At 75.0% G+C, this 26,644-nt stretch carries 28 protein-coding genes; 11 read left to right on the forward strand and 17 right to left on the reverse strand.

What is annotated here, in order from left to right; genetic code table 11:
* The first annotated feature begins 114 nt into the window (after positions 1 to 114).
* The 4 genes from ACYVO2_RS04450 (at position 115) to ACYVO2_RS04465 (ending at position 3,077) form a co-directional block, all read left to right on the forward strand.
* Positions 115 to 1,233: an ABC transporter ATP-binding protein gene (locus ACYVO2_RS04450; RefSeq protein ID WP_461006231.1), complete on the forward strand. Its 1,119-nt coding sequence runs from the start codon at positions 115 to 117 to the stop codon at positions 1,231 to 1,233.
* Positions 1,234 to 1,316: 83 nt separating this feature from the next.
* Complete coding sequence (locus ACYVO2_RS04455; RefSeq protein ID WP_461006232.1) at positions 1,317 to 1,754, forward strand: PPOX class F420-dependent oxidoreductase; 438 nt, start codon at positions 1,317 to 1,319, stop codon at positions 1,752 to 1,754.
* A 108-nt stretch (positions 1,755 to 1,862) separates the two neighbouring features.
* A complete protein-coding gene (locus ACYVO2_RS04460; RefSeq protein WP_461006233.1) occupies positions 1,863 to 2,291 on the forward strand; it encodes a hypothetical protein in 429 nt (142 codons plus the stop codon).
* A 39-nt stretch (positions 2,292 to 2,330) separates the two neighbouring features.
* Complete coding sequence (locus tag ACYVO2_RS04465; protein ID WP_461006234.1) at positions 2,331 to 3,077, forward strand: nucleotidyltransferase family protein; 747 nt, start codon at positions 2,331 to 2,333, stop codon at positions 3,075 to 3,077.
* Positions 3,078 to 3,240: 163 nt separating this feature from the next.
* On the opposite strand, the gene ACYVO2_RS04470 is transcribed toward ACYVO2_RS04465, so the two are convergent.
* The 6 genes from ACYVO2_RS04470 to ACYVO2_RS04495 all read right to left on the reverse strand — a co-directional run bounded on the left by ACYVO2_RS04470 (position 3,241) and on the right by ACYVO2_RS04495 (position 10,036).
* Positions 3,241 to 4,839, reverse strand: coding sequence for a DoxX family protein (locus tag ACYVO2_RS04470; RefSeq protein ID WP_461006299.1), 1,599 nt, complete (start codon positions 4,837 to 4,839; stop codon positions 3,241 to 3,243).
* A 168-nt stretch (positions 4,840 to 5,007) separates the two neighbouring features.
* Positions 5,008 to 5,955, reverse strand: coding sequence for a 23S rRNA (guanosine(2251)-2'-O)-methyltransferase RlmB (rlmB, locus tag ACYVO2_RS04475; protein ID WP_461006235.1), 948 nt, complete (start codon positions 5,953 to 5,955; stop codon positions 5,008 to 5,010).
* A gap of 117 nt (positions 5,956 to 6,072) precedes the next feature.
* Positions 6,073 to 7,473: a cysteine--tRNA ligase gene (gene cysS / locus ACYVO2_RS04480; protein WP_461006236.1), complete on the reverse strand. Its 1,401-nt coding sequence runs from the start codon at positions 7,471 to 7,473 to the stop codon at positions 6,073 to 6,075.
* Between the two features lie 121 nt (positions 7,474 to 7,594).
* Positions 7,595 to 8,128 (reverse strand): 2-C-methyl-D-erythritol 2,4-cyclodiphosphate synthase, encoded by a 534-nt coding sequence (gene ispF / locus ACYVO2_RS04485; RefSeq protein ID WP_461006237.1) that lies wholly within the window; start codon positions 8,126 to 8,128, stop codon positions 7,595 to 7,597.
* Positions 8,129 to 8,153: 25 nt separating this feature from the next.
* Positions 8,154 to 8,897, reverse strand: coding sequence for a 2-C-methyl-D-erythritol 4-phosphate cytidylyltransferase (gene ispD / locus ACYVO2_RS04490; RefSeq protein WP_461006300.1), 744 nt, complete (start codon positions 8,895 to 8,897; stop codon positions 8,154 to 8,156).
* 656 nt (positions 8,898 to 9,553) lie between these two features.
* On the reverse strand, positions 9,554 to 10,036 hold the full coding sequence (locus ACYVO2_RS04495) for a CarD family transcriptional regulator (protein ID WP_461006238.1): 483 nt from the start codon (positions 10,034 to 10,036) through the stop codon (positions 9,554 to 9,556).
* Positions 10,037 to 10,628: 592 nt separating this feature from the next.
* Here ACYVO2_RS04495 and ACYVO2_RS04500 point away from each other — a divergent pair.
* A complete protein-coding gene (locus tag ACYVO2_RS04500) occupies positions 10,629 to 11,405 on the forward strand; it encodes a hypothetical protein (RefSeq protein ID WP_461006239.1) in 777 nt (258 codons plus the stop codon).
* Between the two features lie 108 nt (positions 11,406 to 11,513).
* Here ACYVO2_RS04500 and ACYVO2_RS04505 read toward each other — a convergent pair whose 3' ends face one another.
* Together ACYVO2_RS04505 and ACYVO2_RS04510 are read right to left on the reverse strand one after the other, a co-directional pair.
* Complete coding sequence (locus tag ACYVO2_RS04505) at positions 11,514 to 12,194, reverse strand: response regulator (protein WP_461006240.1); 681 nt, start codon at positions 12,192 to 12,194, stop codon at positions 11,514 to 11,516.
* Entirely contained in the window at positions 12,191 to 13,432 is a 1,242-nt protein-coding gene (locus tag ACYVO2_RS04510; protein WP_461006241.1) for a sensor histidine kinase, read from the reverse strand. Before ACYVO2_RS04510 ends, ACYVO2_RS04505 begins: the two co-directional genes overlap by 4 nt.
* Before the next feature lie 273 nt (positions 13,433 to 13,705).
* Between ACYVO2_RS04510 and phoU the strand changes: the two genes are divergently transcribed.
* Together phoU and ACYVO2_RS04520 are read left to right on the forward strand one after the other, a co-directional pair.
* Entirely contained in the window at positions 13,706 to 14,374 is a 669-nt protein-coding gene (gene phoU / locus ACYVO2_RS04515) for a phosphate signaling complex protein PhoU (RefSeq protein ID WP_461006242.1), read from the forward strand.
* 149 nt (positions 14,375 to 14,523) lie between these two features.
* Positions 14,524 to 14,718, forward strand: coding sequence for a hypothetical protein (locus ACYVO2_RS04520; RefSeq protein ID WP_461006243.1), 195 nt, complete (start codon positions 14,524 to 14,526; stop codon positions 14,716 to 14,718).
* A gap of 83 nt (positions 14,719 to 14,801) precedes the next feature.
* Here the strand turns inward: ACYVO2_RS04520 and ACYVO2_RS04525 are convergent, their stop codons facing one another.
* From ACYVO2_RS04525 to ACYVO2_RS04535, 3 genes are all read right to left on the reverse strand, one after another.
* The gene (locus tag ACYVO2_RS04525) at positions 14,802 to 15,563 is read right to left on the reverse strand and encodes a phosphoglyceromutase (protein ID WP_461006244.1); all 762 of its coding nucleotides are present in this window, start codon (positions 15,561 to 15,563) and stop codon (positions 14,802 to 14,804) included.
* 44 nt (positions 15,564 to 15,607) lie between these two features.
* Positions 15,608 to 16,201, reverse strand: a complete 594-nt coding sequence (locus ACYVO2_RS04530; RefSeq protein WP_461006245.1) for a type III secretion system chaperone family protein — start codon at positions 16,199 to 16,201, stop codon at positions 15,608 to 15,610.
* A 96-nt stretch (positions 16,202 to 16,297) separates the two neighbouring features.
* Positions 16,298 to 17,227 (reverse strand): zinc-binding dehydrogenase, encoded by a 930-nt coding sequence (locus ACYVO2_RS04535; RefSeq protein WP_461006246.1) that lies wholly within the window; start codon positions 17,225 to 17,227, stop codon positions 16,298 to 16,300.
* 131 nt (positions 17,228 to 17,358) lie between these two features.
* On the opposite strand from ACYVO2_RS04535, the gene ACYVO2_RS04540 reads away from it, so the two are divergent.
* A complete protein-coding gene (locus ACYVO2_RS04540) occupies positions 17,359 to 18,009 on the forward strand; it encodes a TetR family transcriptional regulator (protein ID WP_461006247.1) in 651 nt (216 codons plus the stop codon).
* 68 nt (positions 18,010 to 18,077) lie between these two features.
* Here ACYVO2_RS04540 and mshA read toward each other — a convergent pair whose 3' ends face one another.
* A complete protein-coding gene (gene mshA / locus ACYVO2_RS04545; protein ID WP_461006248.1) occupies positions 18,078 to 19,418 on the reverse strand; it encodes a D-inositol-3-phosphate glycosyltransferase in 1,341 nt (446 codons plus the stop codon).
* A gap of 294 nt (positions 19,419 to 19,712) precedes the next feature.
* Between mshA and ACYVO2_RS04550 the strand changes: the two genes are divergently transcribed.
* Positions 19,713 to 20,435, forward strand: coding sequence for a class I SAM-dependent methyltransferase (locus ACYVO2_RS04550; protein ID WP_461006301.1), 723 nt, complete (start codon positions 19,713 to 19,715; stop codon positions 20,433 to 20,435).
* Positions 20,436 to 20,554: 119 nt separating this feature from the next.
* A complete protein-coding gene (locus ACYVO2_RS04555) occupies positions 20,555 to 21,637 on the forward strand; it encodes a C40 family peptidase (RefSeq protein ID WP_461006249.1) in 1,083 nt (360 codons plus the stop codon).
* 32 nt (positions 21,638 to 21,669) lie between these two features.
* On the opposite strand, the gene ACYVO2_RS04560 is transcribed toward ACYVO2_RS04555, so the two are convergent.
* Positions 21,670 to 22,191 carry an O-acetyl-ADP-ribose deacetylase gene (locus tag ACYVO2_RS04560; RefSeq protein WP_461006250.1) on the reverse strand — a complete coding sequence of 174 codons (522 nt, stop codon included), beginning with the start codon at positions 22,189 to 22,191 and terminating at the stop codon, positions 21,670 to 21,672.
* 232 nt (positions 22,192 to 22,423) lie between these two features.
* On the opposite strand from ACYVO2_RS04560, the gene ACYVO2_RS04565 reads away from it, so the two are divergent.
* On the forward strand, positions 22,424 to 23,758 hold the full coding sequence (locus ACYVO2_RS04565; protein WP_461006251.1) for a PP2C family protein-serine/threonine phosphatase: 1,335 nt from the start codon (positions 22,424 to 22,426) through the stop codon (positions 23,756 to 23,758).
* Here ACYVO2_RS04565 and ACYVO2_RS04570 read toward each other — a convergent pair.
* From ACYVO2_RS04570 to ACYVO2_RS04585, 4 genes are all read right to left on the reverse strand, one after another.
* Positions 23,743 to 24,099, reverse strand: coding sequence for a DUF2516 family protein (locus ACYVO2_RS04570; protein WP_461006252.1), 357 nt, complete (start codon positions 24,097 to 24,099; stop codon positions 23,743 to 23,745). The two genes, ACYVO2_RS04565 and ACYVO2_RS04570, sit on opposite strands and share 16 nt — an antisense overlap.
* A gap of 112 nt (positions 24,100 to 24,211) precedes the next feature.
* Positions 24,212 to 24,838: a hypothetical protein gene (locus tag ACYVO2_RS04575; protein WP_461006253.1), complete on the reverse strand. Its 627-nt coding sequence runs from the start codon at positions 24,836 to 24,838 to the stop codon at positions 24,212 to 24,214.
* A gap of 56 nt (positions 24,839 to 24,894) precedes the next feature.
* Entirely contained in the window at positions 24,895 to 25,560 is a 666-nt protein-coding gene (locus ACYVO2_RS04580) for a helix-turn-helix domain-containing protein (protein ID WP_461006254.1), read from the reverse strand.
* A gap of 156 nt (positions 25,561 to 25,716) precedes the next feature.
* The gene (locus ACYVO2_RS04585) at positions 25,717 to 26,592 is read right to left on the reverse strand and encodes an LLM class flavin-dependent oxidoreductase (RefSeq protein ID WP_461006255.1); all 876 of its coding nucleotides are present in this window, start codon (positions 26,590 to 26,592) and stop codon (positions 25,717 to 25,719) included.
* Positions 26,593 to 26,644 lie beyond the last annotated feature (52 nt).

Consider the following 26,644-nt stretch of genomic DNA (forward strand, 5'->3'; position numbering starts at 1 on the left):
GACTGCTGACAAGACGCCCGGGGGCAGGTACCGTCGCACAGCAGTCCACGATCAAGTGGGCGCCTTTACTCGGATCGTCCGGCACGTTCCTGCCGGTGAAGGGACCTGATCGCCATGGCCACTGTCACCTTCGACAAGGCGACTCGCATCTATCCGGGCTCCGAGCGGGCCGCCGTCGACGCGCTGGAGCTGGACATCGCCGATGGCGAGTTCCTAGTCCTGGTCGGTCCCTCCGGCTGCGGGAAGTCCACCTCGCTGCGGATGCTCGCCGGTCTCGAGGACGTCAACGGCGGCGAGATCCGGATCGGTGACCGCGACGTCACCCACCTGCCGCCGAAGGACCGGGACATCGCCATGGTGTTCCAGAACTACGCGCTGTACCCGCACATGTCGGTCGCCGACAACATGGGCTTCGCGCTGAAGATCGCGGGTGTGCCCAAGGCGACCATCCGGCAGAAGGTGCTCGACGCGGCCAAGATCCTCGACCTCGAGCAGTACCTGGACCGCAAGCCCAAGGCGCTCTCCGGTGGTCAGCGGCAGCGTGTGGCGATGGGCCGCGCGATCGTGCGTGAGCCGCAGGTCTTCCTCATGGACGAGCCGCTGTCGAACCTCGACGCGAAGCTGCGTGTGTCCACCCGCACCCAGATCGCCAGCCTCCAGCGGCGGCTCGGCATCACCACCGTGTACGTCACCCACGACCAGGTCGAGGCCCTGACCATGGGCGACCGGGTCGCGGTGCTGAAGGACGGCCTGCTCCAGCAGGTGGACACGCCGCGCAACATGTACGACCGTCCGAACAACGTGTTCGTCGCGGGCTTCATCGGCTCCCCGGCCATGAACCTGGTCGAGGTGCCGATCGTCGACGGCGGCGTGAAGTTCGGCAACTCCGTCGTCCCGGTCAACCGCGACGCGCTCGCGGAGGCGGCGAACAAGGGCGACACCACCGTCACGGTCGGCATCCGCCCCGAGCACTTCAACATGGTGGACGGCGAGGCCAAGAGCCTGTCGAAGGACGACCCGGCGGGCCTGGCGGTCACCGTGAACGTGGTCGAGGAGCTCGGCGCCGACGGCTACGTCTACGGCACCGCGCACGTCGGCGGCGAGGACAAGGACCTGGTGGTCCGCGTGGACGGCCGCCAGGTGCCGATGAAGGGCGAGACGCTGCACGTGGTGCCGCGCGCCGGTGAGACCCACGTGTTCTCCACCAGCACGGGGCTGCGCCTGACCGACTGAGCCCGCGGCGAGAGCAGGTTCGCGGCCGTGGCCGCCTTCCGGGAGGGAGGCGGCCACGGCCGTTGTCGGTACGGGGAGAGAGGATGGCCGGCATGGCGAGGATGAGTGACGCGGAGTGGCGGGAGTTCGCCGCCGAGGGGACCAGGACGGGCAAGCTGGCCACTGTGCGGGAGGACGGGCGGCCGCACGTGGCCCCGGTGTGGTTCGTCCTCGACGGGGACGACGTGGTCTTCAACACGGGGCGGGACTCGGTGAAGGGCCGCAATCTGCGCCGCCCGGGGGTCAGGGCCGCGATATGCGTGGACGACGAGCGGCCGCCGTTCGCGTTCGTCGTGCTGGAGGGCGAGGTGTCGGTGTCCGAGGAGCCGGAGGAGCTGCTGCGGTGGGCCACCGCGATCGGCGGCCGGTACATGGGCGCGGACCGGGCGGAGGAGTTCGGCAGGCGCAACGGGGTGCCGGGCGAGCTGCTGGTGCGGGTGCGTGTTGACCGGGTGGTCGCCCACAAAGGGGTCTCCGACTAGGGCGGATTCCCGGGCGTCAACGTCAGTGGTGGAACGGGGGCGGTTCGCTGTCCCTCGGCAGGGTTACCAAATGTCGCCAAATCATCACTTGCCGCTACTATCGCGGTCGTGAACCAGGCAGCCCGCCATATCGGCAAAACCATCGCACTCGTCCTCCCGGTCGTCCTCGTGCTTTCCGGGACCCTCGCGGTCACCCGGGTTACCTGGACACCGACCGGCTCGGACACCCAGTCCCTGACCGCCTCGGCCGGCGGCGGACACCTGTCCGCGGACTCGGCCCGCGGCGCCTCGGCGCCCGAGGTGCTGCGCGACCAACTGCTGCGCGAGCTCCAGACCGAGGACCCGGGCGTCGCGCTCACCCACCTCCAGCGCGAGGTGAACCGCAGGCCGTCGCTGGCCAGGTACTGCCACTCGATCGCCCGCTTCCTCGGCCGCGCCGCCGTGGACAAGTACGACGGGGACGTGCGCCGCGCGCAGAGCTGGTCGCGCCCGGTGTGCGACACCTCGTTCGCGTCGGGGGTCGTCTCGGCCGGGTGACGCCCCGGAGGGGCCCGGCCGCCCCGTAGGGTGCGGGGCATGACAGGTGTCCTCGAACCCACCCAGGCCGTGGTGCTCGCGGGCGGCCAGGGCTCACGGCTGCGCCCCTACACCGATGACCGTCCCAAGCCGATGGTCGAGATCCCCGGCACGGGGACCCCGATCATCGGCCATCAGCTCGCCTGGCTCGCCGAGGCGGGGGTGACGGACGCCGTGGTGAGCTGCGGCCATCTCGCCGAGGTGCTGCGCGAGTGGCTGGACAAGGCCGAGCTGCCGCTGCGGGTGACCACCGTCGTGGAGAGCGAGCCGCTGGGCCGGGGCGGCGGCCTGAAGTACGCCGCCGCCTCGCTGCCGCGCCCGGACGAGCCGTGGTTCGCCACGAACGGCGACATCTGGACCAGGTTCCCGCTGCGGGACATGGCCGCCTTCCACGTGGAGCGGGCGGCCGTGGCGACGCTGGCCCTCGCCCGGCCGCGCATCCCGTGGGGCGCGGTGGAGACCAACGAGTTCGGGCAGGTGCTGGACTTCATCGAGGCGCCGCTCTCGCCCTATCTGATCAACGCGGGGGTGTACGTGTTCGCGCCGGAGTTCGCGGGGATGCTGCCCGCCCGGGGCGACCACGAGCGCACCACGTTTCCGCATCTGGCGCGGGAGCGCAGGCTCGCCGGGTACCCGATCCCGCAGGGCGCGTACTGGCGGGCGATCGACACGGCGAAGGACCTGACGGAGGCCGCCAGGGAACTGGCGGAGCTGCGGGGCGGCGGCGGGGGCCGGACGGGCCGCTGACGGGCCGCCACCGGGGCCGGGGACGGGCGGGACGGGTGCGTCGGGCGGCGGTTCGGCGGACGGCGCCCCGCGGGGAGAGAGCGGACGGTCGCCGACGGGGAAAGGGCGACGGGCCCGCGAGGACGTCCTCGCGGGCCCGTGCCGTGCGCGGCGGGGGCGCGGCTCAGGCGCTCCCCGCGCCGCCGTCCCTGGGCTTGCGGACGCTCTCCATGCCGAGCAGCCCACCGCCGAGGATGCCGCCGAGGGCTCCCCCGCCCTCGTTGCCGCCGCTGCCGCCTTCGCCGCCGCCCACGGGCGGGGAGGGCAGCGCGGGCTGCGGGTGGGTGGGGACGGCCGGCTGGGGGGTGGTGGCGGGGCCGCCCTGGCTGGGTGCCCTGCGGGTGGCGCCGCCCGTGCCCGCCTCGGTGCCCGCCGGCGCGGGCGGCGTACGCCGGCTCGGGGGCGGCGTGGTGCCCCGCGGGGAGCGGGAGGGCGCGGCGGCGGACGGGGAGGTGGAGCCGGGCCGGGTCCAGGACGGGTGGGAGGAGCGGGCGCCGCCGGACGGGGACGGCGACTCCTGCGGCGGCAGGGGCGAGCCCGGCAGGTGGTTCGTGGGCGGCGGGGACGGCTCGGGCAGCTCCGTGCGGAAGGTGCCCGCGCGGACCGCGCCGCCGAGCAGGGAGCCCACCAGCAGGGTCAGCCCGGTGACGACCGTGGCGACCACCGCGCCGCGGCGCAGCGCCCAGCACCGCAACTGGTAGACGGACGTGTGCGGGCCCAGCCGCCGCCAGGCGTCCCGGGCCAGGCGGGCGTCCAGCGAGAAGTAGGGGGCGCCCGCGATGAGCAGCGGGCTCCACGCGGCGAAGTAGACGATGTCCGGCGCGTCGTACACGGGGACGTTGCGCCAGCTCACCGTGAGCAGCAGGGCCGCGGACAGCAGCATGCCGACGGCGGCGGCGGCCCGCTGCCACAGGCCGAGCACGGACAGGGTGCCGACCACGATCTGGGTGAACGCGATGGTCAGGCCGGAGCCCACGGGGTGGGCGAGCGCGAAGTCGTGCAGCGGTTCGGCGGCCGCCCACGGGTGCAACGAGGACAGCCACTGCACCATGGAGCCGCGCTCCCCGCCGTCGAAGTAGACGGGGTCGCACAGCTTGCCCATGCCGGCGTACACGCAGATGCCGCCGAGGAAGATGCGCAGCGGCAGCAGCACGATGCCGGGGTTGCGGCGGCGGTGCGGGTGCCAGGAGCGCGGGATCGGCTCGGGGGACGGGGCGGGCCCGCCCGGTCCCGCGGCGAGCGGCCCGGGGCGGCCCGGCGGGTACGGGGAGCGCGGCCCGATGACGGTGACGCGGTGCGGCGCCCGCGCCTCGCGAACGCGCGGCAGCAGCCGGGTGCCCCCGCCCACGGGCACGGTGGGCAGCAGCCGGGTGGCCTCGGCGTCGCCGAAACCGCCGCGGCCGACGCGCAGCACCCGGGCCCCCCGGGACACCGCGGGGCCCACCGGGACGGCGGGCGAGCGGGCGTACTCCCCGGGGTGGGGGCGGCCGGGCGCGGGGACGACCGGCAGCGGAGCCGTCTCGTCCGACGGCCCCGCGGCCGGGGCGGACCGGGACGGCGCGGGCAGGGAGGGCACGGCCGGGGACTGCGCGGTCGGGGACGGGGCGGTCAGGGACGGGGCGGGCAGCCCGGCCCGCTGCCAGGACGGGGGACGCGGCGGCCGCGCCAGGTGGACGCGGAAGCTCGCGTGGTTGACGCTGACCTGCGCCGGGTCGCTGGGCACCTTCACGGCGCGGATGACCGTGTCCTGGGCCTCCCGCGCACGTCCCCCCGAAGATCGCGGGGCTGTTCTGGTGTACACATCCCCCTAACCGAGTGAACTCGGATGAGGACACGCTGTAATCACCCCGCGGTTCGCGGGAGGCCGCGGGGACGGGCGGCCGGACGGGCCTCAGCCGCGGCGGCGGGCCGCCTCGTAGAGCACGACACCCGCGGCCACGCCCGCGTTCAACGACTCGGCGCCGCCCGGCATCGGGATGCGCACCGTCACGTCGCAGGTCTCCCCCACCAGGCGGGACAGGCCCTTGCCCTCGGAGCCGACCACGACGACCACCGGCCCTTCGAGGATCTCCAGGTCCGGCAGCGCCACGTCGCCGTCGGCGGCCAGGCCGACCACCATCACGCCGGCCTTCTTGTACGCCTCCAGCGTCCGGGTGAGGTTGGTGGCGCGGGCGACGGGCAGTTGGGCCGCCGTGCCCGCGGAGGTCTTCCACGCGCCCGCCGTCATCCCGGCCGCGCGCCGCTCGGGCACCACCACGCCGTGGCCGCCGAACGCCGCCGCGCTGCGCACCACGGCGCCCAGGTTGCGCGGGTCGGTGACCCCGTCGAGGGCCACGATCAGCGGCTCCTCCGCGGCCTCGGCGGCGCGCTCCAGCAGGTCGTCGGGGTGCGCGTACTCGTAAGGCGGCACCTGGAGGGCCAGGCCCTGGTGGTTGATGTAGCCCGTCATCCGGTCCAGCTCGGGGCGCGGGGCCTCCAGCAGCGGGATGTTCCGGTCGTTGGCCAGGGTCAGCGCCTCGCGGACCCGGTCGTCGTTGTCGATGTACTGCTGGACGTACAGCGCGTTGGCCGGCACGCCGCCGCGCAGCGCCTCGACCACGGGGTTGCGGCCGACGACCAGCTCGGAGGCGGACGTCCTGCCCTTGCGCTGCTGCTGCCGCTGCGCGGCCTGCTTGGCCTTCGCCTGGGCGGCGCGCTGCTTGGGGTGGCCCTTGCGCATCTCGGCGGGCGGGGTCGGGCCCTTGCCGCGCAGCGCCTTGCGGCTGTGCCCGCCGGTGCCGACCTGCGGTCCCTTCTTGGACGAGATGCGGCGGTTGGCTCGCTGGCTGTTGCCGGCCATGGTGGTGATTCTGCTTTCTGCTCGGGGGCGCGGCGGGGGCCGCCCGGGTGCCGCGGCCGGGTGCCGCGGGCCGGACGGGCCGCCCGCTCCTGCTGGTGCGGGGCTTGGGAAGAGCGGCTACTGCGTGCGGCCGAGCTCCCAGCGTGGCCCCTGCGGGGTGTCCTCGATGACGAGGCCCGCCCGGGTCAGCCGGTCGCGGATGGCGTCCGCGGTGGCGTAGTCCTTGCGTGCCCTGGCGGCCTGGCGCTGCTCCAGGACGAGGCCGACCAGCGAGTCCACGGCGGAGCGCAGCTCGTCGCTCTCACCGTCGGCGCCGGCCCACTGCTCGTCCAGCGGGTCCAGGCCCAGCACGCCGAGCATCGCGCGGACCTCGGCGAGACGGGCCACCGCGGCGTCCTTGTCGTCCGCGGTGAGCGCGGAGTTGCCCTGGCGGACGGTGGTGTGGACGACGGCGAGGGCCTGGGGCACGCCCAGGTCCTCGTCCATGGCCTCGCTGAACGCCGTGGGCAGCTCGGCGGCGGGCTCCACGGGCCCGGCCAGCTCCACCACGCGGCGCACGAAGCCCTCGATGCGGTCGTAGGCGGACTCGGCCTCGCGCAGCGCCTCCTCGCTGTACTCGATGGTCGAGCGGTAGTGCGGGGTGCCCAGGTAGTAGCGCAGCACCACGGGCCGCCAACGGCGGACCATCTCGGAGACCAGCACCGAGTTGCCGAGCGACTTGCTCATCTTCTCGCCGGCCATGGTCACCCAGGCGTTGTGCACCCAGAAGCGGGCGAAGCCGTCGCCCGCGGCCCTGCTCTGCGCGATCTCGTTCTCGTGGTGCGGGAAGACCAGGTCCAGGCCGCCGCCGTGGATGTCGAACTCGCGGCCGAGGTACTTGCGGGCCATGGCCGAGCACTCCAGGTGCCAGCCGGGGCGGCCGCGCCCCCACGGGGTGGGCCAGCTCGGCTCGCCGGGCCTGGCGGCCTTCCACATCGCGAAGTCCCGCTGGTCCCGCTTGCCGTGCTCGCCCTCGCTCTCGGGCTGGCGCAGGTGGTCCAGCTCCTGGTTGGACAGCGCCAGGTAGTCCGGGAAGGAGTGCACGTCGAAGTAGACGCTGCCCTCGGAGGCGTAGGCGTGGCCGCGGTCGATCAGCTCCCGCATCATCTCGACCATCTCCGGCACATGCCCGGTGGCCCGCGGCTCGGCCGTGGGCGGGAGGCAGCCGAGGACGCGGTAGGCGTCGCCGAAGGCGCGCTCGTTGGCGTGGGCGATGGCCCACCAGGGCTCGCCGCGCTCCGCCGACTTGGCGATGATCTTGTCGTCGATGTCGGTGACGTTCCTGATGAACGTGACCCGGTGGCCGCGGTGCTCGAACCACCGCCGCATGATGTCGAAGTTCACACCCGACCGGATGTGCCCGATGTGCGGCGGCGCCTGCACGGTCGCGCCACACAGGTAGATCGAGACGCACCCCGGCACGAGCGGGGAGAAGTCACGGACCTGTCGGGCGCTGGTGTCGTACAGGCGAATGCTCACGGACACCAGGGTAGTGGGCGCGGAGCCGTGCCCCACGACCGATCGCGCCATCGTACGCCCCGCGGGGCACCGGCGCACCGCGGGGCGGGCCCCGCCGCGGGCGCCCGGAGCGGGCACGGCGTCAGGGCCGCCGCACCACCAGCGCCGTCGCGATCGCCGCCAGGCCCTCCGCACGGCCCGTCAGACCCAGGCCGTCGGTGGTGGTGCCGGAGACCGACACCGGCGCGCCGACCGCGTCGGACAGGACCCGCTGCGCCTCCTCGCGGCGCCTGCCGACCTTGGGGCGCACCCCGATGACCTGGACGGCGACGTTGCCGATCTCGAAGCCCGCCGCCCGCACGATCCGCGCCGCCTCCGCCAGCAGGGTGACGCCGGACGCGCCGGACCACTCGGGGCGGCCGGTGCCGAAGTGCGCCCCGAGGTCGCCGACCCCGGCGGCCGAGAACAGGGCGTCGCAGGCGGCGTGCGCCGCCACGTCACCGTCGGAGTGGCCCGCCAGGCCGTACTCGGAGTCCGGCCACAGCAGGCCGGCCACCCACAGCGGGCGTCCCTCCTCGAAGGCGTGCACATCGGTGCCGACACCGGTGCGCGGCAGCGGGGCCCGGAGCTCGGAACCCACTGGGCGGTGCCCTCCTCCGTCGGGCTCAGAACCCACTTCGCGGCGCCCTCCTCCGTCGGGCTCAGAACCCATCCGTCGCCCTCCTCCGCGCCAGGACCGCCTCCGCGAGCACCAGGTCCAGCGGGCGGGTGACCTTGAACGCCTCCTCGTGGCCGGGGATCAGCACCACGGGGACGCCGGTGCGCTCGACCATGCCCGCGTCGTCCGTGGCGCCCTCGCCCTCGGCGGCGACCGTCTCGTGCGCCCGCACCAGCACGTCGCGCCGGAAACCCTGCGGGGTCTGCACGGCCCGCAGCAGCGCCCGCTCCGGGGTGGCCACGACCGGCTCGGGCCCGTCCCGGCGCGGCTCGACCTGCTTGACGGTGTCGGCCAGCGGCAGGGCGGGGACGACCGCGGGGGCGCCGTCGCGCACCGCCCCGGCGACCGCGTCCACCACGTCCACCGGCACCAGCGGGCGGGCGGCGTCGTGGACCAGGACGGTGTCCACGTCGTCGGGCAGGGCGGCCAGGCCCAGGCGCACCGACTCCTGGCGGGTCGCCCCGCCCGCCACCACCGCTATCTCCTTGCTCTCCGGCAGGCCGTTGCTGTCCAGCAGACGGCGTACCTCGGCGACCCCGTCCGGCGGGGCCACCACGACGACGAGCGTGACCGCGCGAGCGCGCAGGAGCGCGCGCACGGCGTGCACCAGCATGGGCACGCCGCCCAGGGTGCGCAGGGCCTTGGGCGCGCCGGGGCCGAGGCGTACGCCTCTCCCCGCCGCCGGAATGACTGCTGCGGTAGTCAGGTTTGCTTCCTTAGCCGAAATGGGTATCGCCTCAACGAGCCGGGTGTGGCACGGCCGTCCGGGCCCTTCCGTGACGATCCGGGCGGCGCTGCCTCCGGGCTCGGTTCGGCACCGGCCGTCGGTGCCGGGCACCGCCGTTCCCGCACCGGTCCGCTCCTTCCGTCGCCGCGAACCGGCCGTGGGCGCGGTTCGCGGGAAGGCGGGGGCGTTTCAGGGGTTTCCGCACGTCAGTGCACGAACGCACGTGGCACGAGCAGGCACGGGAGTGTGCCGCCGGTCCGCGTGTGCCGGGAGCGTAGCCGAACGCCGCCGGGCGCGGCCATCGCCGCTTCCCGCGCCGCTCGCACGGCCCGTCCCCTCAGGGGAAGGATCCGCGCGGTGGGACGAGAAGAGCCGGTGGCCGCCCTGAGTGGTCCCGTGGGGCGCGCTCGCGATGCGGAGCAAAGCGGGGCGCATATCGGGGACGCTTCGGGGCATGCTCCCGGCATGACATGCTCAGGGCACACGCGCCAGGGACGGCCGCACGGCCGCCGGGCGCCCCGGGGCGCTCCGGTCGGGTACGGAAGCCGTCCGCGCACGACCGGGACCGCCGGCGCCGCCGGCCGGTCCGCGGCACACGTGCCACAGTGCCCGGCCGCGCCGAGTGGTGAACCCGGCCGGGCACTGCCGCACGGGCGTCAGGACGCGAGTACCTCGTCGAGGAGGGTCTCGGCCTTGTCCTCGTTGGTGTTCTCGGCCAGCGCGAGCTCGCTGACCAGGATCTGACGGGCCTTCGCCAGCATGCGCTTCTCGCCGGCCGACAGTCCGCGCTCGCGCTCACGGCGCCACAGGTCGCGGACGACCTCGGCCACCTTGATCACGTCGCCGGAGGCAAGCTTCTCGAGATTCGCCTTGTAGCGCCGGGACCAGTTGGTCGGCTCTTCGGTGTAAGGCGCGCGCAGCACCTCGAAGACCCGGTCCAGCCCCTCCTGGCCAACCACGTCGCGCACTCCGACGAACTCCGCGTTGTCCGCGGGCACGCGTACCGTCAAGTCGCCCTGGGCGACCTTGAGCACCAGATAGGTCTTCTCCACGCCCTTGATCTGCCGAATTTCGATGGCTTCGATCAGCGCGGCCCCGTGATGGGGGTAGACCACGGTGTCGCCAACCTTGAACGTCATGTGACAGGTACCCCTTCCGTGGCTTTCCAGGGTAACACGGGACGGGGCCCACTTGAATGGCGTTTGTGCAGGTCAGAGCATATCTCGGGGCTTGACAAGAGCGGCTGGGCCGTGCTCGACCCCCCTCCGGGAACGGTCTTCGCGCAGGTGGGAGCGGTTCTGGGGAAGTCGTGAAACGCCCCCGTTACACGGGTTTGAGTCGCGAGAACAGGAGCCGATCCGTCCGCGTTGTCCAGACCTCGGCGGGGTGCGGTGGGAGCCGGAATCGATCGTTCGGAGCAAGATCCCGGCCAATTGCGGGACGAGTGGCCGAACCCGTGCCGCGGCCGCGGGATATCCGAACCGCGGCGGGAACGTGTCGGGGAAAGGTTTTCCGATCATGAACTCGGCCGGTCCGGGAACGGCCGCGGAGCCCGGCCGGGCGCGGGCCGGGCGCGGGCCGGGCGGGGGGGCGCGCCGCGCGGTGGGGGTGCCCCCGGCCGGGGTCGAGGTGCGGCTCGGTAACCTATGGCCGCTGGTGGATCCCGGCCAATGCCGCGATCTTGGAACCATGCGAACCATCGGACGATCACCCGAAGGAGAAGCCGCCGCCGTGAGCCTCCCCCAACCTCCGGCCGGGGGTGCCCCCTGGCTTCGTCGCGGCGTTCTCGCCGCCTCCGCCCTGCTGGCCACCGCCGCCCTGACCGCGTGCGGGGCCGGGCACGACGCGGCCAGCCTCGAGATCAAGCCGGACAACCCCGCCACGTCCGCGGGCGGCATCGAGATCCACAACGGCGTGGTGATCGTCCCCGAGGGCGAGAGCGCGGCCGTGGCGGTCTCCGCCTCCCTGACCAACAACACCCCGAAGGCCCAGACGCTGGAGTCGGTGACGGTCGAGGGCCTGTCCGGGCCGCTGGAGCTGTCCGGGCCCGACGGTGAGGGCGACGTGACCGTTCCGGCGGGCGCGACCGTGGTGCTCGGCGGGGAGGGCAACCCGTCCGCGGTCGCCGAGGGCGCGTCCGGCTCCGCCGAGAAGGCGGTGGGCTCCTACCGCACGGTGACGTTCACCTTCAGCGAGAGCGGCAAGGTGCCGCTGGAGGCGAACGTGGTGGCGGACGAGGACTACTACGCGCCGTTCGCCGCCACCGCCGAGGCGTCCCCGCCGGCGGCGGGCGAGTCGGGCTCCCCCGAGGGCGAGGAGGGCCACGAGGAGCCCGCGGCGGGCGAGTCTGAGCAGCCCGGCGGCGACCACGCGGACGAGGGCGAGCAGGGCGGGGGCGAGGAGTCCGAGTCCTCCTCCGACAGCGCCGAGGGCTCCGAGGGCGGGGCCTCCGCGCCGGCCAGCCCGGACGCCAGCCAGAGCACCGGCGCGGCGGACGAGCAGCACTGAGCCCCGCCGGGCCGCGAGCGCGCGGAAAGGGCGGGCACCTGCTCCGGTGCCCGCCCTTCCGGGTCGTGCGGGGCCGGACGGGTCCGGCCGCTCACCGCTCCGGCGGGATCACGGCTCGAACTTGTAGCCGAGGCCCCGCACGGTCACCAGGTAGCGGGGCGCGCCCGGGTCCGGCTCGATCTTCGCGCGCAGCCGCTTGACGTGGACGTCCAGGGTCTTGGTGTCGCCCACGTAGTCGGCGCCCCAGACCCGGTCGATGAGCTGCATCCGGGTGAGCACCCGGCCGGCGTTGCGCAGCAGCATCTCCAGCAGGTCGAACTCCTTCAGCGGCAGGTCGACCTTGGCGCCGTTGACGGTGACGACGTGCCGGTCCACGTCCATCCGCACCGGGCCCGCCTCCAGGGCGGCGGGCGCGGTCTCCTCCGGCTCGCCCCTGCGGCGCAGCACCGCGCGGATGCGGGCGACCAGCTCGCGGGAGGAGAAGGGCTTGGTCACGTAGTCGTCGGCCCCTATCTCCAGGCCGACGACCTTGTCGATCTCGCTGTCCTTGGCGGTGACCATGATCACCGGGACGTTGGACTTGTTGCGCAGTTGGCGGCAGACCTCGGTGCCGGGCAGGCCGGGCAGCATCAGGTCGAGCAGGACCATGTCGGCGCCGTTGCGCTCGAACTCGTCCAGCGCGTCAGGGCCCGTGGGCGCGATGGCGACCTCGAAGCCCTCCTTGCGGAGCATGTACGACAGCGCGTCGCTGAACGACTCCTCGTCCTCGACAACGAGCACTCGAGTCACGGCAGGACCTCCGGGGCGGGTAGTGAGGTGAAGGTGTCCGGCACTGGTCCGTGCCGGTCCGGGGCCTTGCGGTCTCGGCCGTCGCGGGTGGCACCCGCCTCCGGCAGGCGCAGGGTGAACGTGGAGCCCTGGCCCTCGGCACTCCACACCGTGACTTCCCCGCCGTGCGAGGCGGCCACGTGCTTGACGATGGACAGACCCAGGCCGGTGCCGCCCGTGGCGCGGGAGCGGGCCGGGTCCACCCGGTAGAAACGTTCGAAGATCCGCTCCCGGTCCCGCTCGGGGATGCCGATGCCCTGGTCGGTGACGGAGATCTCGACGAGGTTGCCGCCGGGCGCCGCGATCCGGCGGCCGGCGATGCCCACGCGGGTGCGCGAGGGGCTGTAGTTGACGGCGTTCTCCACGAGGTTGCCGAGCGCGGCGGCCAACTGCCCGCGGTTGCCGAAGACGTACAGGCCCGGCGCGCCGCCGGTGGCCATGGTGATGTGCTTGATGTTGGCCTGGTGGCGGCAGCGGTCCACGGCCTCGGCCACCAGGTCGTCGACGGGGACGGGTTCGGCGTCCTCCATCGGGTGGTCGTTCTGCACCCGGGAGAGGTCGATCAGCTCCTGCACCAGGTTGGTCAGCCGGTTGGCCTCCACCTGCATGCGCCCGGCGAAGCGGATCACCGCCTCCGGGTCGTCGCTGGCGTCCATCACCGCCTCCGACAGCAGCGAGAGCGCGCCGACCGGGGTCTTCAGCTCGTGGCTGACGTTGGCGACGAAGTCGCGGCGCACGGCCTCGATCCTGCGGGCCTCGGTGAGGTCCTCCACCAGCAGCAGCACCAGGCGGGAGCCGAGCGGCGCCACCCGCGCGGAGACGGCGAGCGCCTCGCCCCGCCCGTTGCCGCGGCGGGGGAGGTCCAGTTCGACCTGCCTTATCTCGCCGTCGCGCCGGGTGTCCCTGGCCATCTGGAGCATCCGGTCCACGGCCAGGCGCCCGCCCCGCACGATGCCGAGGGCGTAGGCCGCCGAGCTCGCCTTGACGACGCTGTCGGCCTCGTCCAGCACCACCGCGGACGACCGCAGCACGGACAGCACCGTGTCCACGCCGGGCGGCAGCACCGCCTCGGTGTGCAGGGAGGTGCGGGTGATGCCCGCCTGCTCCCGCTCGCTCCAGCGGATGGACAGGCCGGCGACGAGGCCGGTGCACACACCGGCGACCGCGCTGGCTGCGGCGACGGCCGCGTTGATGTCCATGCTCACCAGCGTAGGCGGGGGGCGGGGGTGGTCCGTAGCGGTCGGGGTACCAGCTCCGACAAGCGTTGCCAAGAGTTCACCGTGGTGTCCGGGATGGTTCACTCGTGGAGCGCAGACGGGACAGGCGGACCCCTGAGCGTGGGACCCGCCGTCAAGCGGGTACAGCCCGGGCCAGGGATGTGCGCGACACCGCCGCGGGCGTCCCCGGACCACTCCGGCGCGAAGGGCCCGGGCACGAGGCAGGCAGCACGAGGCAGGTAGGGAGAGGAAGACATGCGCGACGCGTACCACGAGGAACTCGACTCGATCGGGGACGGTCTGGTCGAGATGGCCCGGCTCGTCGGGTCCGCGATCGGCCGGGCCACCACGGCGATGCTCGACGCCGACCTGAAGCTGGCCGAGAGCGTGATCGCCGCCGACGAGAAGGTCGACGCGCTGGAGCGGGAACTGGAGCAGAAGGCGATAGCGCTGCTGGCCCGCCAGCAGCCGGTCGCCACCGACCTGCGGATCGTGGTCACCTCGCTGCGGATGAGCTCCGACCTGGAGCGGTGCGGCGACCTGGCCCGGCACGTGGCCAAGGTGGCGAGGCTGCGCTACCCCGCGCCCGCGGTCCCCGCGGAGCTGCACGCCACCATCCTGGAGATGGGCCAGCTCGCGCAGCGGCTCGTGGCCAAGGCCGGCGAGGTCATCAGGACCAAGGACGTGGACGCCGCCCTGCAACTGGAGCAGGACGACGACGCGATGGACCTGCTGCACCGCACGCTGTTCCAGCACATGATCGACGGCAAGTGGAAGCACGGCATCGAGACGGCGGTGGACGTCACGCTGTGCGGGCGCTACTACGAGCGGTTCGCCGACCACGCGGTGTCCGTGGCGCAGCGGGTGGTGTACCTGGTGACGGGCGAGCACGCGGACGAGCTGACCGCGGCCCCGGAGAGCTGAGCGGCGCCCGGGGCGGGCGCGGGGCGGCTCGCGGCGCCGGGGTGCCCCGGGGCGTGGCGAGTGCTCCCGCGCGCCGTTGACGCGTTCCGTGAGCGGGCGTCCACTGGAGGTGACCGCACGGCTCACGTCCACGGCTAGGAGGGCCCTCGATGACGGACTCCCCCACCTGCCCCGGCCGGTCCGCGCCCCGCGCGCCAGCCGCGCACCGGCTCCCGGACGCCCGCCCCGCGGGATCACCAGGGGTGGCCGCGCTGCCCCTGGTGGCCGCCTGCGGCTGCGGTCCGGGGTGCGGTTGCGGCTGCCAGTCCGGCGGCCCCTGCCAGTGCGGGGGCTGTTGCGGCTGAGGTGCCCGGCACGACGGCAAGGGGCCCGCTCCGCCTGCGCGCGGAGCGGGCCCCTTTTTCGCCTTCTCGCCTCTCGGCGCGTCCTACTTCTTCTTGCCCTGGTTCTTCACGGCCTCGATCGCGGCGGCCGCGGCCTGCGGGTCCAGGTAGGTGCCGCCCTTGGTCACGGGGCGGAAGTCCGCGTCCAGCTCGTAGTGCAGCGGGATGCCGGTGGGGATGTTCAGCCCGGCGATGTCGGTGTCCGAGATGCCGTCGAGGTGCTTGACCAGCGCGCGCAGGCTGTTGCCGTGGGCGGCCACGAGCACGGTGCGGCCGGTGAGCAGGTCCGGCACGACGCTGTCGTACCAGTACGGCAGCATGCGCTCGACGACGTCCTTCAGGCACTCGGTGCGCGGGCGCACCTCCGAGGGGATCGTCGCATAGCGCGGGTCGTTGACCTGCGAGAACTCGTTGTCGTCCGCGATGGGCGGCGGCGGGGTGTCGTAGGAGCGGCGCCAGAGCATGAACTGCTCCTCGCCGAACTCGGCGAGGGTCTGGGCCTTGTCCTTGCCCTGGAGGGCGCCGTAGTGGCGCTCGTTGAGCCGCCAGGAGCGGTGGACGGGGATCCAGTGGCGGTCCGCGGTGTCCAGGGCGATGGTCGCGGTGCGGATCGCCCGGCGCAGCAGGGAGGTGTGGACGACGTCGGGCAGCAGCCCCGCGTCCCGCAGCAGCTCGCCACCGCGGACGGCCTCGTCCTCGCCCTTGGCGTTGAGGTTGACGTCCACCCATCCGGTGAACAGGTTCTTCGCGTTCCACTCGCTCTCGCCGTGGCGGAGCAGGATCAACTGGTAAGGAGCGTCGGCCATGGAATCGAGCCTAGGCCATGGCGGGGCGCGGGCCGCGTCCGCGGTCACAGGGTGGACTGCTGTCCCTCACCGGGGTCGGGACCGGGATCGGGGCCGGGGCCCGGGTCGCGGGCGGGGTCGGCGAGGTGGGCGAACGCCTCGAGGTTGCGCAGCGACTCGCCGCGCTTGACCCGCCACTGCCACTCCCGGCGGATGGAGGAGGCGAACCCCATCTCCAGGAGGGTGTTGAAGCTGCCGTCCGCGTTCTCCAGCACCTGGCCGAGCAGCCGGTCCACCTCCTCCGGGGTGACCGCGGCCAGCGGCAGCCGCCCGACGAGGTAGACGTCGCCGAGCCGGTCGATCGCGTAGGCGACGCCGTACAGGCGGGTGTTGCGCTCCAGCAGCCAGCGGTGGACGGCCTCGTGGTTCTCGTCCGGGCGGCGGACGACGAAGGCGTTGACGGACAGGGAGTGCTGCCCGATCACCAGCGAGCAGGTGGTGGACAGCTTGCGGGTGCCGGGCAGGGTGACGACGTACGTTCCCGGCTCGGGGCGCTCGTGGGCGAGCTCCGTCTCCCGCAGCAGTTCCTCCACGGCCCGCGCGGCGCGCTGGGCGGGGGTGCGGGGGGTGCCCGCCCCCGGGGTGTCGGCTTCCGGCATGGCACGCAAGCTTACGTCCCGGGCGGCGGGCGGACCGGAGCGGCGCGGGGCGGCGCGGGGCGGCGCTCGCCGGCGGTCGCGGCGGCGCCGGGCGCGTCAGCCCAGGTCGAGCACCGCCTTGCCGTGCAGGCGGCGGTCGAGCAGGGCCCGCACCGCCTGGGCGGCGCCGTCCCAGTTGCCGCGCCAGGAGACGCCCGGGTCCAGGTCGCCCGCGTGGACGCGGGCGGCGAGCCAGGTGAGGTCGGGGGCCAGGCCGGTGCAGTGGAGCAGGAAGAAGGTGGTGATCGAGCGGTCGTGGCGCCCCTCGTCGCCGAAGAAGGCGCCGAACGGGAAGTTCTCGCCCTCGTCCGTGGAGTGGCCCACGGCCACCAGCGTCCCGCCCTCGGCCAGCGTCCCGTACGCCTCGACCAACTGCCGGCCGCCGACCAGGTCCACCACGCCGTGCACCGGCGCGCCGACCGCCGCGGGCCCGGCGACCACCTCGTGGGCGCCCAGCGCGCGCAGGGCGGCGCCGTGCGCCTCGGGGTCCGTGGTGGACGCGACGACGTGCGCGCCGCCGAGCCGGGCGAGCTGGACGGCGTACCTGCCGACGCCGCCGGTGGCCCCGGTGACCAGCACGCGCCTGCCCAGCAGCGGGCCGACGCGGTGCAGGGCGCGCAGGGCGCTGGCGCCCGCCACGGGGACGGTGCCGAGCGGGCCGGGGTCGGCGCCCTCGGGGGCCGTGCCGATCAGGGCGGTGTCCACGGCGCGCAGCTCGGCCCAGGCGCCGTCGGGGGCGAGGGTGACCACGGGGGTGCCCGCGGGCGGTCCCGAACCGTCGGCGGCGGCCCGCTCCACGACGCCGGCCGCGTCCCAGCCGAGGACCGCGCCGTCGGGTGCCGCCGGGATCAGGTGCTTGACCTCGCCGTAGTTGAGGGAGGTGGCGGACACCCGGACCAGGGCCTGGTGGGGGGCGGGCTCGGGGTCGGGGGCGGACCCGAGCCGCAGGCCCTCGGGGGCGGAGTGGTCGACGAGCAGCGCGCGCATGGCGGAGCACCTTTCGGCAGGGGCGGGCGGCGCTCCGTCGTGGGGCGCCTGAGCCATTTTTGCCACTGAGTGGCACAAGCCGTCAAGTGGCTATAGCTGCTCCGTCGCGTGCCTCGGGATACACTTCCGCCATGCCAGGAGTTGCGAGGGAGCGGCCGCCGCTGCGGGAGCGCAAGAAGCTGCGCACGCGGCAGGCGCTGATCGACACGGCCCTGGAGATGTTCACCGAACGCGGTTTCGACGGCACCACCCTCGACGAGCTGTGCGACGCGGTGGAGGTCTCCAAGCGCACGTTCTTCCGCTACTTCGTCAGCAAGGAGGACGTGGCCAGCGCGCCCACGCAGGACCTGTGGGCGGCCTTCCTCGACGAGCTGGAGGCCCTCCGGCCCGACGGCCGCACCGTGCTGGAGGCGCTCCAGGAGGCGCTGCTGGCCGCCCTGGACCGGATGAGCGCGGACGACTGGGCCGGGCGGGTGCTGCTCAGCAGGCGGCTGGAGGAGCGCACGCCCTCGATGGGCGCCCACGGCCTGCACTTCTGCGACCGCACCGGCCGCGCCGCGCTGGCCGTGCTGCACCGCAGGCTCGACCTCGCCGACCCGGGGGACCTGCGCCCGCGGCTCGTCCTCGACGTGCTGATCGCCGCGTTCCACCGCGCGCTCGACACCTGGGCGGCGCGGCCCGGCACCCCCACCCGCGAACGCCTCGCGGACGACCTGCGGGAGGCGTTCGCCGCGGTGCCCGGCGCCCTCACGCTCACCGCGGGGCCGCGCCCGGACGCCTGACCCCGGACGCCGGACGCCTGCCCCCGGACGCCTGACGGGGCCGCGCGGGGCGGCCCGGTCCGGTCGGCTCAGGTCCGCCGGGCCGGGGCCCGGCGGGCGGCGGTGACGTCGGCGTAGACGCGGGCGGTGGCCTCGGCGGCGGCGGTCCAGCCGAACGCCTGGGCGTGCCCGGCCGCCGCCCGGCCGAGCACCTCGTGCAGCCCGGGCCGGTCCACGAAGTGGCGCAGGACCCGCGCGTAGTCGGCCGGGTCGTGGCCGTCCACCAGATAGCCGGTGACGCCGTCGCGCACCGCGACCGGCAGCCCGCCCACGGCCGCGGCCACCACCGGGGTGCCGCACGCCTGCGCCTCGATGGCCACCAGGCCGAAGGACTCGCTGTGGGACGGGGTGACCAGCACGGTCGCCGCCCGGTACCAGTCGGCCAGCTCGGACTGGGCCACCGGCGGCCGGAACCGCACCACGTCGGACACGCCCAGCCTGGCGGCGAGCTTGTGCAGGTGCTCGGGGCGGGCCAGGCCGGTGCCGCTGGGGCCGCCGACGATCGGCACGATCAGGCGGCGGCGCAGCCCCGGGTCCCGCTCCAGCAGGTGGGCGACGGCGTGCAGCAGCACGTCGGGGGCCTTCAGCGGCTGGATCCGCCCGGCGAACAGCGGCACGAACGCCTCCCGGGGCAGCCCGAGGCGCCGCCGGGCCGCGGCCCTGCCGTCGCCGGGGCGGAACATCTCCAGGTTCACCCCGGGGTGCACCACCTCCACCCGCCCGGGCGGCGCGGCGTAGTGCGCGACGAGGTCGCCGGCCTCCTCCTCGGTGTTGGCGATCAGCCGGTCGGCGGCCCTGACCACCTGCGTCTCGCCGATGATCCGGGCGACGGGCTCGGGGGTGTCGCCCTCGGCCAGGCAGGCGTTCTTGACCTTGGCCATGGTGTGCATGGTGTGCACCAGCGGCACGCCCCAGCGGTCGGAGGCGAGCCAGCCGACCTGGCCGGAGAGCCAGTAGTGGGAGTGCACCACGTCGTAGTAGCCGGGCCGGTGGGACGCCTCGGTCTGGAGGACGCCGTGGGTGAACGCGCACAGTTGGGCGGGCAGCTCCTCCTTGGCCAGGCCCTCGTAGGGGCCGGCGTCCACGTGCCGGACCAGCACGCCGGGGGCCAGCTCGACCGTGGGCGGCAGGGCGGCGCTGGTGGCGCGGGTGAAGATCTCCACCTCCACGCCGATGCGGGCCAGGCAGCGGGACAGCTCCACGATGTAGACGTTCATCCCGCCCGCGTCGCCGGTGCCCGGCTGGTGCAGCGGGGAGGTGTGGACGCTGAGCATGGCCACGCGCCGGGGGCGCGGGGCCCTGCGGGGGCGGGCGAGGCGGGTTCTGCGGCCCCAGGGCCGCTGCTCGGGCCGGGCACCGTGCTGGCTCACGTCGAGCGACCTCCTGATTTCCCGCTCCGGTGTGTCGCGCCTGTGCGGCCCGAGCTCCGTCGCCCGGCGGGTCTCGGCACCCGCCGCGGCGAGCCGCCGATCCTCCGACGCTGAAACAGCGGCCGTGTCAAACGCATTTCCCGGAGTCGGCTCCCTTTGCCGAAACGTGATGTTCCGTTCTCTACGCTTGTCCGCCATGAGGCTGGTTTCCCCGTGAGCGCCCCCGCGTCCCGGGCGGGCAAGCCGGTCGGGGCGGTGACCCGGGGCACCACCAACCCCAACCGGCTGCGCCGCATGGACCGCTGGATCGCCGCCACGCACGCCCGGGCGCTGCGCGGCGCCGCCGACCCGCTGGCCGTGGACCTCGGCTACGGGGCCGCGCCCTGGACCGCGGTGGAGCTGCTGGTCCGGCTGCGCGCCGTGCGCCCCGACACGGAGGTGGTCGGGGTGGAGATCGACCCGGGGCGGGTGGCCGCGGCGCAGCCGTACCGGCGGCGGGGCCTGGCGTTCGTGCGCGGCGGGTTCGAGGTGCCGCTGCCGGGGCGCCGCCCGGTGGTGATCCGGGCGGCCAATGTGCTGCGCCAGTACGGCGAGGCCGACGTGGCGGCGGCGTGGGCGGCGCTGTGCGGGCGGCTCGCGCCCGGCGGGCTGCTGGTCGAGGGCACCTGCGACGAGGTGGGGCGGCGGCACGTGTGGGTGGCGCTGGGCCCGGACGGGCCGCGCACGGTGACGTTCGCGGCCCGACTGCGCTGCCTGGAGCGGCCGTCCGACCTGGCCGAGCGGCTGCCGAAGGCGCTGATCCACCGGAATGTGCCGGGCGAGCCGGTGCACGCCTTCCTCGCGGACTTCGACCGGGCCTGGTCGGCGGCGGCGCCGTTGCGGGCGTTCGGGGCGCGGCAGCGCTGGATCACCGCGGTGCGGTCGCTGACCGGCCGGTGGCCGGTGGTGGACGGCCCCGGGCGGTGGCGGCAGGGGGAGGTCACGGTGGCCTGGGAGGCGCTGGCGCCGCGGGGGTGAGCGCGGCCGCGGTGCCGTGACCCTTCCGGTTCGCGGGCCTTCGTGCCACCATCCGGCCACCGGTTGCTGACACTTCGTCAGTTCGACGGGCCCCGCTCGTGGACCGCCCGGAGGCCACCATGACGACACGGCGCACCCCCCGGCGGGCCGCCGCCTGCTGCGCGGCGCTGCTGAGCGCGGCCGGGCTGCTCACCGCCGCCGACCCCGCCGCGCGCGCCGAGCCCGCGGGGTCCCGTCTGGAGCGGGTCGCGGACCGGGTGCACGCGCTGTACCGCGAGGCCGAGCGGGCCACCGACGCCCACAACGCGGCCGAGGAGCGGGTGCGCGAACAGCAGCGGAACGTCGTCACGGTGGCGCGGGCGATCACCCGGGCGCAGGAGCGCGCCGAGGCGCTGGGCGCGGAGGTCGGGGCGCTGGCCAGGGCGCAGTACCGCTCCGGCGGGATGTCGCCGGGGCTGCGCCTGGTCCTGTCCGCCGACCCCGAGGACTACCTGGAGGGGGTGGAGCTGGCGGAGCGGGAGGCCCGGGCGGCGGCGCGCGCCCTGGACGGCCTGAAGGCGGCGCGGCGGGACCTGGACCGGTTCGGCGAGGCCGCCACCGACGAGCTCGAGCGACTGGAGGAGGCCAGGCGGGAGCGGTCGCGGGCCGGCACCGAGGTGCGCGAGCGGCTGCGGGAGGCGGAGCGACTGCTGGCCGGGCTGCGGGAGCGGGAGCGGGCGCGACTGGAGCGGCTCGAGGACGAGGCGGCCCGCCGGGCGCAGGCGGCGTGGCTCGCGCGGCGGGAGGAGCCCGGGGCGGAGGGGCCGGGCGGGGCCGTCGCGGCGGACGGCGGCGCCTCCCCGGCGGGGGCCTCCCCGGTGGGGGCGGCGGTGCGCTACGCGCGGGCGCAGCTCGGCAAGCCGTACCGGTGGGGCGCCGAGGGCCCGGCGGCGTTCGACTGCTCGGGCCTGACCCTGCGGGCGTGGCAGGCGGCGGGGCTGCGGATCCCGCGGACCTCGCAGGGGCAGTGGGCGGGGCTGCCGCGGGTGCCCCAGGACGCGATGCGGCCCGGCGACCTGATCGTCTACTTCGACGACGCCAGCCACGTCGGCCTCTACATCGGCGGCGGCGCCATGATCCACGCGCCCCGGCCGGGCCGCCGGGTGGCGGTGGCGGGCGCGGGCTCGCTGCCGGTCCTCGGGGTGGTGCGGCCGGGCGGGTGAGCCCCGGCCGGGCCGGCGGCCCCCGGGCGGCCTCAGCCCCCGAGTTCGTCCAGCGCCTGCCGGAAGGCGGCGTGCGCGGCCTCGTCGAACAGCACGAACCGGGCCTCCTCCACCCGGCTGGGGGTGTCCCGGACGGTGCGCAGCGCGATCCGGGCCGCGTCGGCGAGCGGCCAGCGGTAGACGCCGGTGGAGACGGCGGGGAACGCCACCGTGCGCGCGCCCAGCTCGTCCGCGACCCGCAGGCACTCGCGGTGGCAGGAGGCCAGCAGCTCCGACCGGTCCTCGTGCGCGGAGTGCACCGGGCCCACGGTGTGGATCACCCAGCGCGCCGGGAGCCGCCCGGCCGTGGTGGCCACCGCCTGCCCGGTGGGCAGCCCGCGCCCGTACCGGCTCGCCCGCAGCGCGCGGCACTCCGCCAGGATGTCCGGGCCGCCCCGGCGGTGGATGGCGCCGTCCACGCCGCCCCCGCCGAGCAGGGAGCCGTTGGCGGCGTTGACGACCGCGTCCACGGCCTGCTCGGTGATGTCGCCCCGGACCAGGGTGACGCGCGTCACAGCCCCTCCCGTCCCGTGCCGCCGGCGCGGGTCCCGATCGAGTGGCTCTGCCCGGTACAGGGGCAATCAAGCGTGAGGTTCGTCATGTGCGGGATACTCCCCTTTCAGGACCGTTCCCCGGCCCAGCCTGGGCATATGCCCGGACGAATGTCGGCTCGCCTCCTCCACCGGGGCACCCCGGGGCGGCTATCGTTCCCCGCGTTGCCCTCGGGGGGAGGGAAGGAAATGCGCCATGTCCGAAACCGGACACATCGGGCCGGGAACGCGGGCCCACACGCCGGAGGCCCTGGGACAGTGGCTCGCGCGCGCCGCCGTCCCCAGGCAGCGCCAGGACGCGTCGGCCCAGGCCGCGGGCACCGACGCCGGGCACGAGCCGCTGACGCTGCTCGTCGTCGCCGACGACCCCGCTGACGCGGCCACCGTCGAGCGCACCCTCGACACGGCCGGCACCCGGGCCCGGATCCGGCACGCCCGCAACCTCGCCGAGGTCGAGCGGCTGCTGACCAGCGACGTCCACTGCATCCTGCTCGACCTCGACCTGCCCGCCGACGAGGAGCTCGAACGGCTGAGGCGGGTGCTGAACATGGCGCCGCGCACCGCCGTGCTCGGCGTCACCGGCGAGGCCGACACCGGCCGCGGCGCCGAGGCGGTGCGGATCGGCGCCCAGGACTACCTGGTGCGCGACGAGCTCGGCGGGACATGGCTCAGCCGCGCCATCCGCTACGCCGTGGAGCGCAAGCGCGCCGACATCTCCCAGCGGCAGTTGGCCGAGTCGCGCCTGCGCACCCAGGAGAACGCCCGGCTGGAGCGCGGCCTGCTGCCGACCCCGCTGCTCGACGGGTCCGGGCTCGGCTTCGCCGCCCGCTACCGGCCGGGGCGCGCCCGCACCCTGCTCGGCGGCGACTTCTTCGACATCGTGCGCTCCCCCGACGGCACCGTGCACGCCATGATCGGCGACGTGTGCGGGCACGGCCCGGACGAGGCCGCGCTCGGCGTGGAGCTGCGGATCGCCTGGCGCGCGCTGACGTTCGCGGGGCTGGCCGGCGAGGAGCTGCTGCGGGCGCTGGAGCAGGTGCTGGTGGCCGAGCGGCCGGACGAGGAGATCTTCGCGACGCTGTGCGCGGTGGACATCGCGCCGGACGGCACCCGGGCGGAGCTGTTCCTGGCCGGGCACCCGGTTCCGCTGGTCAGGCGCGGGGACGGGCCGCCGGAGCTGCTGCCGTACGAGGCGGGCGGGCCCGCGCTCGGCCTGCTCGGGGACGGCGCCTGGCCCCGCCGGGAGTTCGCGCTGGGCCCGCGGTGGAGCCTGATGCTCTACACCGACGGGCTGATCGAGGGCCGGGTCGGGGAGGGGTCGCGGCGGCTGGGCCAGGAGGGCATGGCCGAGCTGGTCGCCGCCGGGATCGCCGAGGGCCTGGCCGGGGAGGAGCTGCTGGACGCGACGCTGACCGAGGTGGAGCGGCTCAACGGCGGCGAGCTGACCGACGACGTGGCCGTGGTGCTGCTGGACCGCGCGGACGGCGCCGGGGCCCGGTCCGGGGGGACCGCCGGTCACCAGGGGCCGTAGGGGCCCATGTTCCCGCCGCGGTTGCGGCCGCCGCTGACCTGCTTCAGCGCGGGCCTGACGTCCACGACGTACACGATCGCGGCGATCAGGCCGATGATCGCCAGGATGCCCAGGGGGTAGAAGCCGCCGCCGATGGCGCCGAATATGCCGTCGGCGCCCACGAACACGCCGAGAATGATCAGCCAGAACGGCTTGGTCTGCTTCTCCGCCGCCGGGTAGGCGTCCTTGCGGCGGGCCGCGGCGTCCACCAGGGCGAACAGCTTGAAGAGGAACAGGGCGAACCCGACCACGTACAGGGCGTTGTTGAACTGCAACACCACGTCCCCGGCGACGTTGTTCATCGGTCCTCCACGGCTGCCGACCAAGTGCCCCCACCGTACCCGTGCAACGGGCCGGGCAACCGAAAGATGCCCGGCCCGTCGTGCCCCGTCGCGGGGCGGGTGGTCCGCCGCGTCACTCCGCGGGCTTGCCCGTGCCCTTCTGCTGCCGGCCGGCCGGCCGCTCGGCCTTCGCGGCCTGCTCCGCGGTGGCGGCGGCCGTGGAGGCGGTGGGGGTCCGCTTCGCGGCGGGGCGGCGGGCCGGGGCCCGGCGGGCGGCGGGCGCCTTGCGCTCGGCGGTCCCGGCCGCGGGCTCCTTCTTCTCCAGCGGCTCGGGCTCGATCGCCACGGCGGCGTCCTCGACGTTCTCGGCGAGCTCGCCGCGCAGGTGGTGCACCGCGCGCTGGCCGCGCTCGGCCAGCTCGTCGTAGGTCTCCCGCGCCTGGACGGCGGCCTCGGCGGCGCGGCCGACCTGCCGCAGCGCGAAGCTCTGCGCGCTGTCGCGGAGCTGCTTGAGGTCGACGTGCCGGGGGTCGATGGTCGAGACGAGCTTCGTCTGCGCCTCCTTGGCCCGCTCGCCCACCTTCTGCGGGGCGGCGGTCTCCCGGAGCGAGGCGAGCCGCTCCGGGGCCTCGGCGCGGACCTTCTCCAGCAGCGCGGGCACTTCGCGCAGCTTCTCCCCGGCGAGGACGGCGGTCCCGGCGACGGCGTACAGCGGCGTCGGGTCGGTGAGGGTCTTGCGCAGGTCCTGGGTGATGGCCATGAGGGCCTCCTTCGGAGCTCGTGCTGTTCGAGGGTTGCTGGGGAGCGGGGGCCCGCTCAGGCGACCGCGCCGCCGTCCGCGCTCCCGTCCGGGACGGCGGTGCCCGCGGCAGGGGCCTGCTGGGTGGGGGCCTGCTGGGTGGGAGTCTGCCCGGTGGGGGTCTTCGGGGCCGAGGTGCCGCGGGCCGGGCGCGCTCCGCGGCCCGCGACCTTGCGCGCCACCTTCTTCGCGGTCTTCCCGGCCGCCCGCTTGACCGGCGCGGCCTTCGCCGTGGGCTCCCCGTCGGCTCCGGCGGGTCTGCGCGCCGCCTTCGCGGCGCGCTTGCGGGCGGCGCGCGGCGCCTCGGCGGGGGCCTCGGCCGCTTCGGCGCCGTCGGCGGCGCCGTTCTCCTTGCGGAAGGACTCGTAGATCTGGAGCAGCACCTGCTTCTGCCGCTCGTTGAGCGTCGGGTCGGTGAGGATCGCGTTGTGCACCTCGAGCCCGTCGCGGTCGCGCTCGTCGAGGATCCCGGCCTGCACGTACAGGCTCTCGGCGGAGATGCGCAGCGCCTTGGCGATCTGCTGGAGGATCTCCGCGCTGGGCTTGCGCAGCCCGCGCTCGATCTGGCTGAGGTACGGGTTGGACACCCCCGCGGCTTCGGCGAGCTGCCGCAGGCTGTACTGCGCGCTGCGGCGCTGCTCGCGGATGTACTCGCCGAGCGATCCGACGTTCAGTGAGGCCATGTTCCGATGATGACCCCGAGTGCTAACTATTGCAAGCGAACCGCTTGCTGCGGTGTCGTTCCGAGGGTGTGACGGGCCCGCCCCGCGGGGCCCGGGAACCGCTCTGACCTGGGAGGACAGGAGTCTGGGGCGGGAGCGGGCCGGTGCGCGGACGGGTCAGTCGCCCAGGGCGCGGCGGACCGCGGGGACGACCTCGTGGGCGAACAGGGCGAGCTGGCGGGCGTGGTCGGCGGCCGGCCAGAAGACGAAGGCGTTCATGCCGTGGTCGAGGACGAGCGCGGTGAGCCGCTCGGTCCACATCGCCGCGGGCCCGTGGAACGGCTCGGCGGACTCCGGGCCGACCAAGCCGCCGATGTTGTAGACCTTGCGCAGCCGCGCCGGGTCGCGGCCGGCCTCCTCGGCCGCCCCGTCCACGCGGGCGACGGCCTCGCCCAGCCGGTCCGGGCCGAGGAACGCCAGCGAGGGCATCCAACCGTCGGCGAGGGCACCGGTCGTGCGCAGGGTGCGGGGGCCGTAGGCGCCCAGCCAGATGCCGAGGCCGGGGGACGGCGCGGGGCCGGGGCGGGTGCCCGCGAGCGTGTAGTGGGCGCCGGCGAACCGGACGGACCGCTCGCCGCTCCACATCAGCCGGATCACCCGCACGGCCTCCGCCAGGGCGTCCGCGGCGTCCCCCGCCCCGCGCCTGGGCCCACCCATGGCCGCGATGGCCTCCCAGAACGCCCCCGCGCCCAGCCCCAACTGCACCCGGCCGCCGCCGGTGAGGACGTCCAGGCTGGCCACGGCCTTGGCCAGCATCGCGGGTGGGCGCAGCGGCAGGTTGGCCACCGTCGGCACGAACGCCACCCGCCGGGTGCGGGCCGCCAGATGGCTGATCAGCGTCCAGGTGTCGTAGAACGCCTGCTGGTACGGGTGGTCCTGCACCGCCACCAGGTCGTACCCGGCGTCCTCGGCCAGCACCGAGAGGCGGACGGGCGCCTGCGGGTCGGCCCAGGTGGGATCGACGTTGGCACCGAACAGCACCGGCAGAGTCATCGCGCCTCCCTGCACCCCCGCGAGCCACGGTAGGCGGCTGGGCGGACCCGCG

This window comes from Streptomyces capparidis (assembly GCF_054782095.1).